Origin of the sequence: Actinoplanes sp. NPDC020271 (assembly GCF_044388125.1) — a bacterium.
In the GTDB taxonomy this organism is placed as follows: Bacteria; Actinomycetota; Actinomycetes; order Mycobacteriales; family Micromonosporaceae; genus Actinoplanes.
This window is the reverse complement of the sequence record NZ_JBIRWQ010000014.1, coordinates 56,777-70,733: the sequence shown is the minus strand read 5'-3', so window position 1 is coordinate 70,733 and position 13,957 is coordinate 56,777. Positions and strand designations below refer to the sequence as shown.

Below are 13,957 nucleotides of genomic sequence, written 5' to 3'. Positions count from 1 at the left end.
GCATGTTCCGAGGGCAGCGCGCTCTTGAATGAGGCGACGCTTGTGAAAGGCGGCTCAGCGGCAGGCGCGCAACGCGGTCAGCGTGATGTTGACGTCGAAGATCGGGCCCTCGTTGCTGTCCCACCCGCCGTCCGGCCGCTGCGTCTCGGCCAGCCTCTTGCGCGCATTCTGCAACAGCCAGTCGTCGCCCAGGTTCACCCGGCGCAGCGCGGCCGCCATCTGCGCCACATCGCCCGGCCCCATCTCGGGCAGCCGCTCGCCGAGGACCAGCTGCACCCGCGACGACTCGTAGAAATACTGCTGCTGGTGCAGGAGCCCGGCGGCGTGCCAGCCGGCCGCCAGGAACGACGGCCACGTCCCGTCCGGCCGGATCTGCGCGGCGACGAACGCGGCCGCCGAGACCAGCACGCTCGCATAGCGACCACGGGTCTGATACGAGTCGGTCTCGACTGCGGCGGCGGTCAGCCAGAAACCGGCGGCCGAGGTCAGGTAGAGCGTGGCCTCCGGATCACCCGGCATCGCCCACGCCGGGGCCTCCCCGGCCAGCGACTCGTGTTCCTGCCAGGTGCCGTCGGGGCGCTGAGCGGCGGCCAGCCATTGCAAGGCGCGCTCGGCGACCGGGCCGGCCTGCAGCCCGCCGAGATCGTCGAGCTCGCCGAGGCGGAAGCAGGTCGCGTCGACCGACGGCACCTGCCCGTCGGCGGAAGCGGGCCAGCCGCCCTCGGGCATCTGACCGCCGGCGATCCGGTCGATGATCTCCGGAGGCGCCGGCTGACCGGTCCGCAGATACGACAAGCGCGCACGTTCGACCGGGTCACCATGGGCCACGACGTATCCGATCGCGGCATCGATATCGACCACGATAGAGACGCTACCCGCCGATTCTGTGATTCGCCGCCGTGATCCGGACAGCACTTGTCACACCGGAGAGTGTTTTCCAGCCGGCACATCGGTCACGAAAGCGAAGGCCGGCGCTCCCGTGACAGGAGCGCCGGCCTTACCCCTCAGTACGAAGGCTGCGACGGGTCGACCGTGTTGACCCAGGAGACGATGCCGCCCTGGACGTGCACCGCGTCCTTGAAGCCGGCCGCCTTCAGCGCGGCCAGCGCCTCCGCCGAGCGCACGCCCGACTTGCAGTGCAGCACGATCTGCCGGTCCTGCGGGAACTTCGCCAGCGCCTCGCCGGAGAGGATCTCGCCCTTGGGGATCAGCGTCGCGCCGGGGATCCGGTTGATCTCCCACTCGGCCGGCTCGCGGACGTCGACCAGGAAGATGTCCTTGCCGCTGTCCTGCCAGTCCTTGAGCTCGCGGGCGGTGATCGTCGAGCCGGTGATCGCCTCCTGCGCCTCCTCGGAGACCGCGCCGCAGAAGTCCTCGTAGTCCTCGAGCAGGTCGGTGACGGTCGGGTTCTCCCCGCAGAGCGCGCAGTTCGGGTCCTTCCGGACCTTGATCTTGCGGTACTCCATCTCGAGGGCGTCGTAGACCATCAGGCGGCCGACCAGCGGCTCACCGATGCCGGTGATCAGCTTGATCGCCTCGTTGACCTGGATCGAGCCGATCGACGCGCAGAGCACGCCGAGGACGCCGCCCTCGGCGCAGCTCGGGACCATGCCGGGCGGCGGCGGCTCCGGGTAGAGGCACCGGTAGCAGGGACCGTGCTCCTCCCAGAAGACCGAGGCCTGGCCGTCGAAGCGGTAGATCGAACCCCACACATACGGCTTGCCGAGCAGCACGGCCGCGTCGTTCACCATGTAGCGCGTGGCGAAGTTGTCGGTGCCGTCGACGATCAAGTCGTACTGACTGAAGATCTCTTTGACGTTGTCGCGGTCCAGCGCGGTGTTGTGAATGATCACGTTCACCAGCGGGTTGATCTCCGCGATGCTGCGCGCGGCCGACTCCGCCTTGGGCGTGCCGACGTCGGAGACGCCGTGGATGACCTGGCGCTGCAGGTTGGACTCGTCGACGGTGTCGAAGTCGATGATGCCGAGCGTGCCCACCCCGGCCGCGGCCAGGTAGAGCAACGCCGGCGAGCCGAGGCCACCCGCGCCGACAGCGAGGACCTTGGCGTTCTTCAGCCGCTTCTGCCCGTCCATCCCGACGTCGGGGATGATCAGGTGTCGCGAATAGCGGCGGATCTCGTCGACAGTCAGCTCAGCGGCCGGCTCGACGAGCGGGGGCAGAGCCACAGTTCACTCCCCGGGTTCGGTGGTAAGGATCGTCGCCCATTGTCGCTCGTTCGACACGCGCTTGCCCATGACGTCGGACACGGGCCCGACATGCGGGATCAGGAATATTTACGGGACCGGCTCGCCCTCGTACCGCTTGCCGTCGAGGTAGGGCCAGGCGTTGCGGGTGCAGCCGTCCAGGCCGTAGGTCTGCTGCAGCATCACCGGCGCCGGTTTCCCCTTGCCCGGGCAGCTCTCGTGACCGTGCCCGAGCTCGTGACCGACCTCGTGGTTGATCGTGTACTGCCGGTACTCCCACAGCTCGCCGTCGTAGTCCGGGACCGCGTCGGCCCAGCGCTCGGCGTTGATGATCACCTGACCGGGCACCCGGCACGAGGTGAAACCCTCGGTGTGCAAGCCACCCGCGGCGCACATCTTCTCCGAGGTGGCGGCCGAGGCGAGATAGATCGTGAAGTCCGCCTCGGCCGACTCCGGCACCCGGCGCAGACGCACCTTGCCACTGCGGATCCAGCTCCGCTTGTCACCCAGGGTGCTGTCGATCGCACGGGCGAACACGTCCGGCTCGACCTCGGGGACGGTCTCCTCAACGGCCACCCGGAACCGGTGCAGCCGCCCGGACTTTCCCAGCGTGGAGCCGCGGGATTCGACGTACCGGAAATCGCCGGCCTGGCCCGAGGTCTCGCCGGCGGCCGGGGTCTCACCCTGCACCGAGCCCACCTTGTCCGGCTCTTCCTTCGTCTGCGTGACCTGCGGCGCGGTGGCACCGATCGGTTCGGCCGCACGGTCGGCCAGGCCCGGCCGCCGACGGTCCCGCAATTCATGACCGACGACCAAAACCAGACAAATCACAATTATGTACGCCAGGAGAGTCACCCGGCGACGCCGCCGCAGCACCTTGCGACCGGACGGGGTGACCTCGGCCGGACCGTCGACGTCCGGGGGCGGGCCGGTCCGGTCGATCTCGACGACCGGAGTCTCGGCCGCACCGGCGATCGGCAGCGGCTGGTACGGGACCAGGCTCTCCCTGATCTCGACCTCGGATAGCGCGACCCCGGACGGCGCTGCCTCGGATAGCGCGACCCCGGACGGCGCTGCCTCGGACGGCACGACCCCGGACAGCGCTGCCCCAGACGGCACGACCCCGGACGGCGCTGCCTCGGACGGCACGGTTTCGGGCATCGCGATCGCCGGCGCCTCCGCGAAGGCCGGCTGCTCGTGCGTCGGCTGATCGTCGTGGACCGGCTCGTGCTCGGCCGGATGCCAGAGGCCCTCCGGGATGCCGACCGGCAGGCGCACGCTCTCCGGAAGCCCCGCGGGATGCTCCGCGGTCGACCAGAACCAGGTCTCGTCCTCGGTCTCATGATCTGACTCGACGGTGTCGGGCGCGTTCGCGGGCATCGGCCGGCCGTTTCCGGCGTACGTCGTGAGCGCGCCCGCCACCGGCTCGCTCTCCATGTGCGCCGGCGCGATGGCGGTCCCCGGGACGGCGTACGCAATGGTCTCGGCCGGCGCTTCCGCGGCCGGCACCGGATGCGCCGCGGCCCGGTAGAAGTCCGGACGTGCGACCACCGGCCGATCCACCCCCGGGAGATTCGCGGCCGGGGCCGGACGCACGATCGGGCGACGACGGCTGGGGCGCAGCGGCCGGCCGTCGTCCTCGATCGGCTCGTGGCCCGGCGGCTCCTCGACCGTCTGCTCCAACTCGGGCGGCGCCGGCCGGTCGGCCCGGATCGGCCGGACGAGCTGCGGCCCGTCTGTGGACGGCGCGTCTGTCTCCCGCCGCGAACCGCGGGGCCGGCGCGTGCTCGCGGGCCAGCCCAGCTGCGGCGACTCGGCGGCCGGGCCGGCCGGCGACCGAAGTGGGCCGGAGTCGGCCGGGATGGTCGGCGCATGGCGCATGGCCGGGTCGATCGGGGTCGTCGGCGCATGGCGCATGGCCGGGTCGATCGGGGTCGTCGGCGCATGGCGCATGGCCGGGTCGATCGGGGTGGTCGGTGGGCGGACGGCCTCGGGCGGGCCGGCCGGGGGCCGGGACGCGAGGGGTGGGCGGGGACCCGAACCGGGGCGGGTGCCGGCCGCCGGTGTCGCCGCGGTGCGCAGACCCGGCCCCCCGGCCGAACGGCCACCTCGGCGCGCTGCCGGCCGCGGTGTCTCGTCGACCTCGTCCAGCTCCGGCTCCTCGGCCTCCGGTTCCTCGCCGTCGCCGTCAGCGGGCTGCGCGGCGCGGGAAGCGGCCAGGCGCTCGGCCGCCAGTTCCAGGATTCCGCGGGTCATGCCCGGTGGCAGGCCGGTCGCCGGGTCGACCGGCGGCCGGGTGGGTCGCGGCTGGGCGTGCCGGGCCGGTGAACCAGCGGACGAGTCCGCGGGCGGCGCCGGCCACAGCGGACCTGACGCTCCGCCGCTCGCCTGCTGCTCGGGATCGGCCGTGATCGCGGGCCACGAGTCGTCCGGGTCATGGGCCGGGTGCTGCTCGGCCCGGTGCCGGGCCGGCGGGTTCTCCGGCGTCAACCGGTGGCGGCCGGTGGCGGTGTCCAGCCGTTCGGCACTGCGCCGATGACGGCCACCTGACGTCTCCCGATCCTCGGCCGCGTGCAGGGCCGGCCGGATCGGGTCAGGCCCACGGCCGATCGTCTTGCGCGGCGTGGCGGCCGGGCTCACGTGGGCGTCACTCGACAGTGTCTTCCGAGGTCGCGAGGCCGTACTGGCCTCCGCCGCGACGGCTCGGCCCCGCGACGGCGTGCTGTCGCCGGCCGGGATGGTCTTGCGGACACGCGTCGCCGTCCCGGACTCGGCGGCCACCGCACGGCTGCTCACCTCACCGGCGCGCAGGCTCTTGCGGGCGCGCGCCGTCGTCGTCTTGATCTCCACGGTGTCCTGGGACGCGGGCCGGCGTCTGGTCGGCCTGGTCGCCGAGGAGCTCGCGGCGCCGACGTCTCCGGCGGGTTCTCCACCGCGGAGTGACTTCGCCGGGCTCACCGAGCGAGAGGACGCCGACCCGGCCGCGGTCGTCTTGCGGGCGACGGAGGCCGGATCGCCGGTGGTCCTCCCGCGGGCAGCGGAGGCCGGTTCGCCGGTGGTCCTCCCGCGGGCAGCGGAGGCCGGATCGCCGGCGGTCCTCCCGCGGGCAGCGGAGGCCGGATCGCCGGCGGTCCTCCCGCGGGCAGCGGAGGCCGGCTGGCCCGTGGTAGCGGGCTTGCGCGCGGCGGCGACGCTGACACCGGTCCCGGACGGCGCGCGGCCTGAGGCCGTGGCTGACTTCCGGCCGGCGGCGGCAGCGTTGCGAGCGGACCCACCAGCCGGCGTTCGGCCTGAAGCCGCCGCCGTCCGAGTAGCAGCCGCGGCCGGTGCTCGGCCGGAAGCCGCCGCTGCCGTTCGAGCGGAAGCCGCGGCCGACTTCGAGGCCACGGTGCGTGCGGACGAGGGCTTGGGCTGTTCAGCCGCGGCGGTCCGGGTACGGGCGGGCTTCTTCGCGGCGGCCTGCGCCGTGATGACGCCTTTCGCGGGCGCCTTGGCCCGAGCTGGCTCGTTGCGGGCACGCCGTCCGGCAGCGGACGGGCTCGCGCCGGTCGCCGGATCAGGGGAGGCATTTGTCGCGTTTGCCATAACAAGGGCCAGCCTGCCACGACTAGCCGCCCGTCACAGGAGAATCGGATTCCCCACCGGAAGAACTCCGCAACATGCCACGCCGCCCGCCACCGGAGTTTGTCCACACCAGCACGCCGTCCACAGGCCACGAGCGGGACGCGCCGTTTCCCCGCCATACTGACCAGCGGAACTTCCCCCAGGGTGGGTGGGTCGTACGGTTCGGCTCGGCAGGTGGCTCAGCAGGGAAAACCCACCCGGAAGGGGTCAGCGGGACAAGGCCGGCCCGGTGAACGGCTTGTCGTCGCGGCGCGGCCAGGCATAGGGCAGGCAACCGCGCGTGGTCAACGTCTGCTGGACCATCACCGGGGCGGGACCGCCGGCTTCCGGGCACCCCTCGTGGTGGTGGCCGAGCTCGTGACCGACCTCGTGGTTGATCACGTAGTTGCGGTAGACGGCCAGCGGGATCTTCGCGTTCAGGTAGGGCTTGGACGACTTGCGGTAACGGTCCAGGTTGATGATGGCCGCGCCGGGCACCCGGCAGGAGGTGTAGGGCACCCCGCCGATCCGGATGTTCGTGCCACCGGCCTGGCACTTCGCTCCGGCAGTGTCGCGGGTGGCGAGGAAGACCGTGAAGTCGGCCCGCTCGTTCCCGTCGACCATGAGCAGCCGCAGGTTGCCGTTGCCGGTCCAGCTGCGCCCGTCGCCGAGCGTGCTGACCACCTGCGCGGCGAACGCATCCGGGTCCTCGCCACTGCCCTTCTCCACGGCCACCCGGAAGCGGCGCAGCCGGCCTTCGGTTCCGAGGATCGGGCCGCGCTTGGTCGCGTACGAGAAATCGCCGGAACCGTGCGTCGGAACCGAGCCGGAGATCTGCAGGGCCTCCGGGTCGAGAAGCGGTGAGGTGGCCGATGGCGAAGCCGAGGCGGGAGCCGTCGACTCCTCGATCGGCGCGGAGGCCGACGGCGAGACGTCGGCGGTGGACGGCGACGGCGAAGCGACCGGCGACGGGGCGGCAGCGGACGCCGGAGCGGCAACCGGGGCGGCGGCCGGGGCGGACTTGCGGTAGGCCACCGTGATCACCGCGAGCAGCACCAGCGTGATCGAGAACAGGGCCAGCCACCACTGACGCCACCGGTCACCGGCCTTCTGCCGATTGCCCGGTTCGTGAACGGATGTGACGGGAGCGATCATCTTGGGCCTGAGCCTCGCACATGAGCGCCGGTCGCATCGACCCGATGTGATCATGGGTGACGAACGCCGCCATGGTGAACCCCGGACCGGCGCGGGCGTGGGTCACGCCACCGGCGAGTGCACGTCCTTGAGCATCCCGACGATCGCCCGCGCGACCAGGCGCGGCACCTCCATCTGGGCCACGTGGCCGACCCCGGGCAGGATCAGCAGCCGCCCGTCCGGGACCGCGCGGGCCACCTGTGCCGGCACCCGCGGGTCGACCAGCTTGTCGTTGAGGCCGCCGATGACCAGCGTCGGCGCCTGCACCCGGGCGGCCAGACGCCACTGCGAGTTGACGCCCGGCAGGTAGGCCCGCAGGAAACTCCCGACCAGGCCGCGCAGCGTCCCCAGGTACGCCCGGGGGTAGTGCGCGACCGTGTACCGCAGCTGAATCTCCTCCATCGCCTCGATGCGGCGCTGCGGGTGCACCTTGCTGGTGTCGCCGAAGCAGGCGGCCAGCACCTGCTCGGCCATCTGTTCCGCGGTGATCCGGGTCAGGCCCCAGGCCATCAGGCGTTCCGCGCCGGGCAGGGCGAGCAGCGGCAGCATCGGACCCTGCGCGGTGCGGCGCGGATTGAGGAACGGCATCGCCGGGGAGACCAGCGTCAGCGTGCGCACCAGGTCGGGCCGGAGCGCGGCGACCCGCACCGAGATGGACCCGCCGAGCGAGTTGCCGACCAGGTGCACCGGGCCGCGGCCGGACGCATCGAGGTAGTCGATCAGGGTGGCCGCGAAGGCCGGGATCGAGTAACGCGGGCTGGGGTCGCTGTAGCCGAACCCGGGCAGGTCGACCGCCTGCCCGTCGAACCGGTCGGCGAGCAGGCCGGCCAGATCGGTGAAGTTCTGCGAGGAACCGCCGAGGCCGTGCACGTAGACCGCGGGCTCCGCGCCGGGGCTGGTGGCCGGGGTGTCCCGGACGTGCAGCATCGCGCCGCCCACCGTCACCTGTCGTGCGGGCCAGGGTGGCGGCACCTCGCCCGCCGGCAACAGCTCACTGTCACCGGCCAGAATCGCGCCTTTCACTACGCCAAGAGTGCCTCGACGCGACGGTTCACGGCAGCGAGTGTGGCGCGCACCATGGCGTGCCGGTCGTCGCCGGTCACCACGGCCGAGCCGGAGAGCTGCTCGACCCAGCCGCCCGCGCAGGACAGCAGCAGCACCACGACGGCGACCTGGGTGGAGCCGAACGAGACGGCGGCCGCGTGCTCGACGAAGCAGCGGGCCGGCCCGTCCGCGTGCGTCGACGCCGACAGCAACTCGTCGACCGCACCGGCGGTGGCGGTGGCGCACAAGCGCAGCAGATACCCGTCGACGGCCGGGCCGGTGGCGATGCCGGAGGCCGTCCGGTCGCCGGCGCGCAGCCGCACCTCGACCGTCGCGTCCGCCCCGAACGTGTTGACGTGCACGTTCTCGATCAGGACGCGCGGGCCGGGACGGTCGCCGGGGTCGAGCGGGCGGGGCTTGTTCAGGTCCCGGGGGGCCAGGGCGGCGGGCGCGGGAGCCGGCTCGGGCTTCGGGGCCGGCTGCGGCGGGGCCGCCGTCAGCGGAGGCGCACTCAGCGGGGAGGGGCTCAACGAAGGCGGGGGCGGGGTCAGCGAGGGCGGGGGCGGAGGCGGAGTCAGCGAGGGCGGGGCCGGGGACGGAGTGACCGGCGCCGCGGTGATCGGCGCCGCGGAGATCGGGGCGGCCGAGACCGGGGCCGGTGCGGGCGGAGCGGAGGCCGGCCGCGGGGCCGGGGAGACCGGCCGGACCGAGGCCCGGCCGGGCCGGGTGGCCTGGGACGGCACCGCCGGCGCGGAGCCGACACCACCGAACGCGCCGGGCATCGCCGCGTCCAGACCCATCCGCTCCTGCAGCAGGCGAGCGACGTGGCGGCTCACCTCGGCCGCGTCGGCACCGTCGGCGAGGTCGAGCCGGAGGCTGTGCGCGCCGGTCGGGGTGGCTCGCAAGGAGGCGTCCCGGACACCGGCGACCTCGCGCACGGCGGCCAGGATCGCCTGGACGTCGAAGCCCTCCTGACGCTCCTGCGCGGGCACGACGTCACCGCGACGCAGGTGCGTCGCGATCCGCGCCAGGGCGGGGGCCTCGGCCGATGGCTCCACGGCGGGCGGCTCCGGGACTCGGGGCACGTCCGGCTGGGCCGGCACGCGCTGGGGCAGCGCCCCGCTCGGCTCGTCCAGCGCGGAGCTCGGGCTCTCGGACGGGTAAGGGGGCGACGGCTCGTAACTGCGGCGGGCGAAACTGGACGCATCGTACGTCGGCAGGCCCAGGCCGGGCTCGTTGTCCACCGATCGCTGGTCCCCCGCCGGTGCGGACGGCTCGACCCGCGGCAGGCCCTGCGCGAGCGTGTCGTTGACCAGCGCGTGCCGGGATCGGATCGGTTCGGACGGAGCGTCGGTACGGCTCAGTGGATCTCCCTGGGTCGGGCCCGTGGGTCGGGCCATCGGCACGGCGGCGCGCTGGATCGGAGCCGGCGGGCCGCCACGGTACGAATCGTCGAGGTCACCCTCGTACGGAAAAGGGGGCGCGCTCGACGGGGCGGCAGATGCCGGATCGACCGGACGCGGCCGGTGACCGAGAATGTCAGCAAGACGGCTGCGGTCGCCGGACCACGGCGACGTCTCGGTGTTCCCGGAAGGGGGAATCTCGGTGGGCGGCGGTGGGTCCACGAACCCCGGCGGCGGTGGCACCTGGGCCGGCACGGCCGAGCTCGGGGCGGGGCCGAACGGGTTCGCGGGGTGCGGTTGCACGCCACGCCGCCAGGGGGGCACGTCCGCCTCCTGCTCCCTTGCCGACCACGGGTTTTCGCCGTTCACCCAGCCATTCATCCGATTGCGGTCACGCGCGTCGGCACCGTTGCCGCCACTCGCGGCTCCGGTGTCTCCGGAATGCCCTGTTTCATCCACCGCGTGCTCCTCGCTCGCCCCCGCTGAGGCTACCGTGTGGTTGCAGTGGCGATAAGTTGCAGCGTCGCGACAATTGCCCGCACGACCGCGACAAGCGCCGATCCGGGCAATCCGCGTCGACAAACCGCGGGGACCGACCCCCTGGAGGTTCACCAGATATGACCGCCGCGTCCGGCGGGGCTCAGACCACTCGCCCCACCCGGCTGCCGAGATCGGCACGCCGTAAGCAACTGCTGGCTGCCGCCCAGCAGATCTTCGTCGCGCACGGCTACCACGCCGCAGCGATGGATGACATCGCTGAGCGCGCGGGCGTCTCCAAGCCTGTGCTCTACCAGCACTTTCCTGGCAAGCTCGAGCTCTACCTGGCTCTGCTGGACACGCACTGCGACGCCATCATCGCCAAGGTCCGGGGCGCGTTGGAGGCGACCCCGGACAACAAGGAGCGGGTGAAGGGCGCCGTCCGGGCGTATTTCGACTTCATGGACCACGAGAGCGAGGCGTTCCGCCTGGTCTTCGAGTCCGACCTGCGCAACGACCCACAGGTGCGGCAGCGGGTCGAGCGGGTCGAGCAGGGCTGCATCGAGGCGCTGACCCAGACCATCATCTCGGACACCGGGCTCCGGCCCGACCAGGCGCACCTGCTCGCCTCCGGTCTCGCCGGCGCCTCCGGTGCGGCCGCTCAGTACTGGTTGGCGAACGGTCGTCGTACGCCCAAAGCTGAAGCCGAGAGCCTCGTCGCCGCTCTGATCTGGCGCGGGATCGCGAGCTTCCCTCTGCAGGGCGGTTCAACAGCCGGAACGGCACCGGAAATCGGATAGCCTTTCCAAGCGGTAGACGCATTTGACAGAGGAGGACTCCGTGGAGGTCAAGATCGGCGTGCAGCAGTCGCCGCGTGAGCTCGTGCTGGAGAGCGCCCAGACTCCGGCGGAGGTCGAGGAGGCGGTGTCCGAGGCTCTCGCCAAGGACGGCGTCCTGACACTCACGGATGAGAAGGGCCGCAAGGTGATCATCCCGGTCGCCAAGGTGGCTTACGTGGAGATCGCCGAGGCCTCGCACCGGCCGTTCGGCTTCACCACCCGCTGATGCGGTAACGGGAGGGAGCTCGCCTCCCTCCCGTAACTGCACTGGCGCATGTCTGCTATTGGGTCGGGTAGAGTGGCTGGTGTCGCCGTCGATCTGTCAAGTCGACGGCCCCGCGTGTGGCCCGCTTTCGAGCGTGCGGCCCGCGCCAAACCAGACCGCGCCCCAGACACTCAACGGGCGCACCACGAGAGGGCACCCGTAAAACTTCATGACCGACAATGAGCAAGCTCTGATCCCCGTAACGAATCGTGCTCCGGTCCGGCCGGACAGCCCCACCTTCGCTGAGCTGGGTGTTCGTCCGGAGACCGTGGAGGCGCTGGCCAAGGCGGGCATCACCCACGCCTTCGCCATCCAGGAGTACGCGCTGCCCATCGCGCTGCGCGGCTCCGACCTGATCGGCCAGGCCCCGACCGGCACCGGCAAGACCCTCGGCTTCGGCCTGCCGCTGCTGGAGCGGGTCCTCGCCCCGTCCGAGGGCGCCGACGGCCGTCCCCAGGCTCTGGTCGTCGTTCCCACCCGTGAGCTGGGTCTGCAGGTGGCCCGCGACCTTGCCGCGGCCGGCAGCACGCGCGGCGTCCGGGTCCTCCCGATCTACGGCGGCGTCGCGTACGAGCCGCAGGTCGACACCCTGAAGAAGGGCGTCGAGATCCTCGTCGGCACCCCCGGCCGGCTGCTCGACCTGGCCAAGCAGAAGCAGCTGAAGCTGAACGCCGTCCGCGCGCTGGTCCTCGACGAGGCCGACCGGATGCTCGACCTGGGCTTCCTCGACGACGTCGAGAAGATCCTGGCGATGCTGCCCGAGCAGCGGCAGACCATGCTGTTCTCGGCCACCATGCCGGACCCGATCGTGGCGCTGTCCCGCCGGTTCCTGCACAACCCGATGACCATTCACGCCGGTCACACCAACGAGAGCGGCCCGAACCCGCTGACCAAGCAGGTCGTCTACCGCACGCACCCGCTCAACAAGATCGAGATGGTGTCGCGGATCCTGCAGGCCAAGGACCGCAGCCTCACGATGATCTTCACGCGGACCAAGCGGGCCGCCGACAAGGTCGCCGAGGAACTGGACTTCCGCGGGTTCGCGGTCGCCGCGGTCCACGGTGACCTGGGCCAGGGCGCGCGCGAGCGGGCCCTGCGGGCGTTCCGCAGCGGCAAGATCGACGTGCTGGTCGCCACCGACGTCGCGGCCCGCGGGCTGGACGTCTCGGGCGTCACCCACGTCATCAACTACGACTGCCCGGAAGACCCGGAGACCTACACGCACCGTATCGGCCGGACCGGTCGCGCGGGCGCCACGGGCGTCGCCGTGACGTTCGTGGACTGGGAAGACATGCCGCGCTGGGTCCTGATCGACAAGTCGCTCGGCCTGAGCATGCCGGAGCCGCCGGAGACGTACCACACGAGTCCGGCGCTCTACCACGACCTGGACATTCCGACCGACATCTCGGGCACCCTGCCGACCGCCGAGCGGAACCGGGCCGGGCTCTCCGCCGAGATCGAGGAGGATCTCGGCGGCGGTAACCGGGGACGCCGCTCCCGCAACGGCCGCGACAGCCGGGACAGCCGGGACAGCCGGGACAGCCGGGACAGTGGTCGCGGTGGGCGCTCCCGCGGCAGTTCGCCCTCGGGCTCCACGTCGCCTGACGGCTCGTCCTCCAGCTCGCCTTCGTCTTCGTCCTCGTCCGAGGAGGGAGCCGAGCGGCCCAAGAGGCAGCGGCGCCGGCGCAAGGTCGTCGACGGTGCCGATTCCCCCGTTCCGGGTACGGAGGGTGCCGTCGAGCCGCGGGAAACACCCGAGGTGACGGCAGCCGAGCCTGCGGCCGTGGTCGCCGACGAGGCGCCCCGCGCACGGACCCGTCGCCGCCGTGCTCCGGCGACCTCGCTCACCTTCTCGGAGTCCGCCCCGGCGGAATCTGACGCTTCCGAGCCTGCCGCCACCCCGGAACTCGCTGCCGGCGAGGCCGCGTCGGCGGCATCCGGCGAGGCCGCGTCGGCGGTATCCGGCGAGGCCGCGTCGGCGGTATCCGGCGAGGCCGCGTCGGCGGTATCCGGCGAGGCCGCGTCGGCGGTATCCGACGAGGAGTCGCGCCCTCGTCGTCGCCGGCGTCGTAGCACCCGGGACGCCGACGAGCCGGCCGAGAGCATGAGCGGTGGCTCCGAGGCCGGGGTGGGCACCACCGAGGTCTGATCGTTCACGCTGCGCCCGGGATCGTGCTCACGGTCCCGGGCGTTGTGCTTTGCGGCTCGGGGCGGCGGGCTCACGACGTACGCCCGAATCGGGTTTGATCTTCAGGTCCAACGGCTCTCGAGGTCGTCGAGCATGCCCAGGTTGAGTTGGACGGCGGTGGTGACCTCGGCGAGGAACGCGTTGCGCTCGGCGGCCGACCACGGCGTCGTGTCCAGCAGGGAGTCGTAGCGCGCCTGGAAGAGTTCCGGGTTGACGCCCTCGAAGACGAAGAAGCGGTAGCCCTGGCGGCGGAAGTTGTACATCTCCCAGACTGCCGCGCCCAGCCACTGGCCGTCGTCCAGATCGCCGAGATAGCGCGTGCAGTGGTGCGCCACATAGCCCGTGGCCTGACCGAACGCGGCCGATCGCAGGCGCGTGCAATACGTCGTCGTGGCCGGGAGCGCGGCGATCCGGCTCTGCCAGCGGGGGCCGCGCAGGAAGCGCAGATCATCCTCGAGCAGCGGGAGCCGGAGCAGCTCGGGGAAGCAGAACCGCCCGGCCACCGGATCGTCGGCCATCGCGCTGGTGGCCAGCTCGAGCGACTCGTAGACGAACCAGTGCTGGGCGACCAGCTCGGCGTAGGCGTCGATCGGCAGCTGACCGTTGACCAGATCCTGGATGAAGCGGCTGCGCCGGGCCGCAGCGAACCCCTCCGCGAGAATTCTCCGCAGGGAGGAGGAGAGTGCGCCGGTGACGGGCGTGTCCGTCAGATGCCACATTGGACCTCTCCTTCCGCTCCG

General features: G+C 72.1%; 10 protein-coding genes. 3 read left to right on the top strand and 7 right to left on the bottom strand.

Annotated elements, in window-relative coordinates:
* Positions 1 to 54 precede the first annotated feature (54 nt).
* From ACH442_RS27945 to ACH442_RS27920, 6 genes are all read right to left on the bottom strand, one after another.
* Entirely contained in the window at positions 55 to 861 is an 807-nt protein-coding gene (locus ACH442_RS27945) for a prenyltransferase/squalene oxidase repeat-containing protein (protein ID WP_396341085.1), read from the bottom strand.
* Positions 862 to 1,004: 143 nt separating this feature from the next.
* On the bottom strand, positions 1,005 to 2,186 hold the full coding sequence (gene moeZ / locus ACH442_RS27940; protein WP_396341084.1) for an adenylyltransferase/sulfurtransferase MoeZ: 1,182 nt from the start codon (positions 2,184 to 2,186) through the stop codon (positions 1,005 to 1,007).
* Between the two features lie 108 nt (positions 2,187 to 2,294).
* Positions 2,295 to 5,054 carry a DUF3152 domain-containing protein gene (locus ACH442_RS27935; protein ID WP_396341083.1) on the bottom strand — a complete coding sequence of 920 codons (2,760 nt, stop codon included), beginning with the start codon at positions 5,052 to 5,054 and terminating at the stop codon, positions 2,295 to 2,297.
* Between the two features lie 981 nt (positions 5,055 to 6,035).
* Positions 6,036 to 6,962, bottom strand: a complete 927-nt coding sequence (locus ACH442_RS27930) for an APA family fibronectin-binding glycoprotein (RefSeq protein ID WP_396341082.1) — start codon at positions 6,960 to 6,962, stop codon at positions 6,036 to 6,038.
* A 102-nt stretch (positions 6,963 to 7,064) separates the two neighbouring features.
* A complete protein-coding gene (locus tag ACH442_RS27925; RefSeq protein ID WP_396341081.1) occupies positions 7,065 to 8,024 on the bottom strand; it encodes an alpha/beta fold hydrolase in 960 nt (319 codons plus the stop codon).
* A complete protein-coding gene (locus tag ACH442_RS27920; protein ID WP_396341080.1) occupies positions 8,024 to 9,445 on the bottom strand; it encodes a Daple in 1,422 nt (473 codons plus the stop codon). The genes ACH442_RS27925 and ACH442_RS27920 overlap by 1 nt, the downstream gene beginning before the upstream one ends.
* Before the next feature lie 620 nt (positions 9,446 to 10,065).
* Here ACH442_RS27920 and ACH442_RS27915 point away from each other — a divergent pair.
* The 3 genes from ACH442_RS27915 (at position 10,066) to ACH442_RS27905 (ending at position 13,178) form a co-directional block, all read left to right on the top strand.
* Positions 10,066 to 10,725, top strand: a complete 660-nt coding sequence (locus ACH442_RS27915; protein WP_396341079.1) for a TetR/AcrR family transcriptional regulator — start codon at positions 10,066 to 10,068, stop codon at positions 10,723 to 10,725.
* Positions 10,726 to 10,765: 40 nt separating this feature from the next.
* On the top strand, positions 10,766 to 10,990 hold the full coding sequence (locus ACH442_RS27910) for a DUF3107 domain-containing protein (protein ID WP_203739383.1): 225 nt from the start codon (positions 10,766 to 10,768) through the stop codon (positions 10,988 to 10,990).
* A 208-nt stretch (positions 10,991 to 11,198) separates the two neighbouring features.
* Positions 11,199 to 13,178 (top strand): DEAD/DEAH box helicase, encoded by a 1,980-nt coding sequence (locus tag ACH442_RS27905; RefSeq protein ID WP_396341078.1) that lies wholly within the window; start codon positions 11,199 to 11,201, stop codon positions 13,176 to 13,178.
* A gap of 101 nt (positions 13,179 to 13,279) precedes the next feature.
* Here the strand turns inward: ACH442_RS27905 and ACH442_RS27900 are convergent, their stop codons facing one another.
* The gene (locus ACH442_RS27900) at positions 13,280 to 13,936 is read right to left on the bottom strand and encodes a heme oxygenase (biliverdin-producing) (RefSeq protein ID WP_396341077.1); all 657 of its coding nucleotides are present in this window, start codon (positions 13,934 to 13,936) and stop codon (positions 13,280 to 13,282) included.
* Between the last annotated feature and the right edge of the window lie 21 nt (positions 13,937 to 13,957).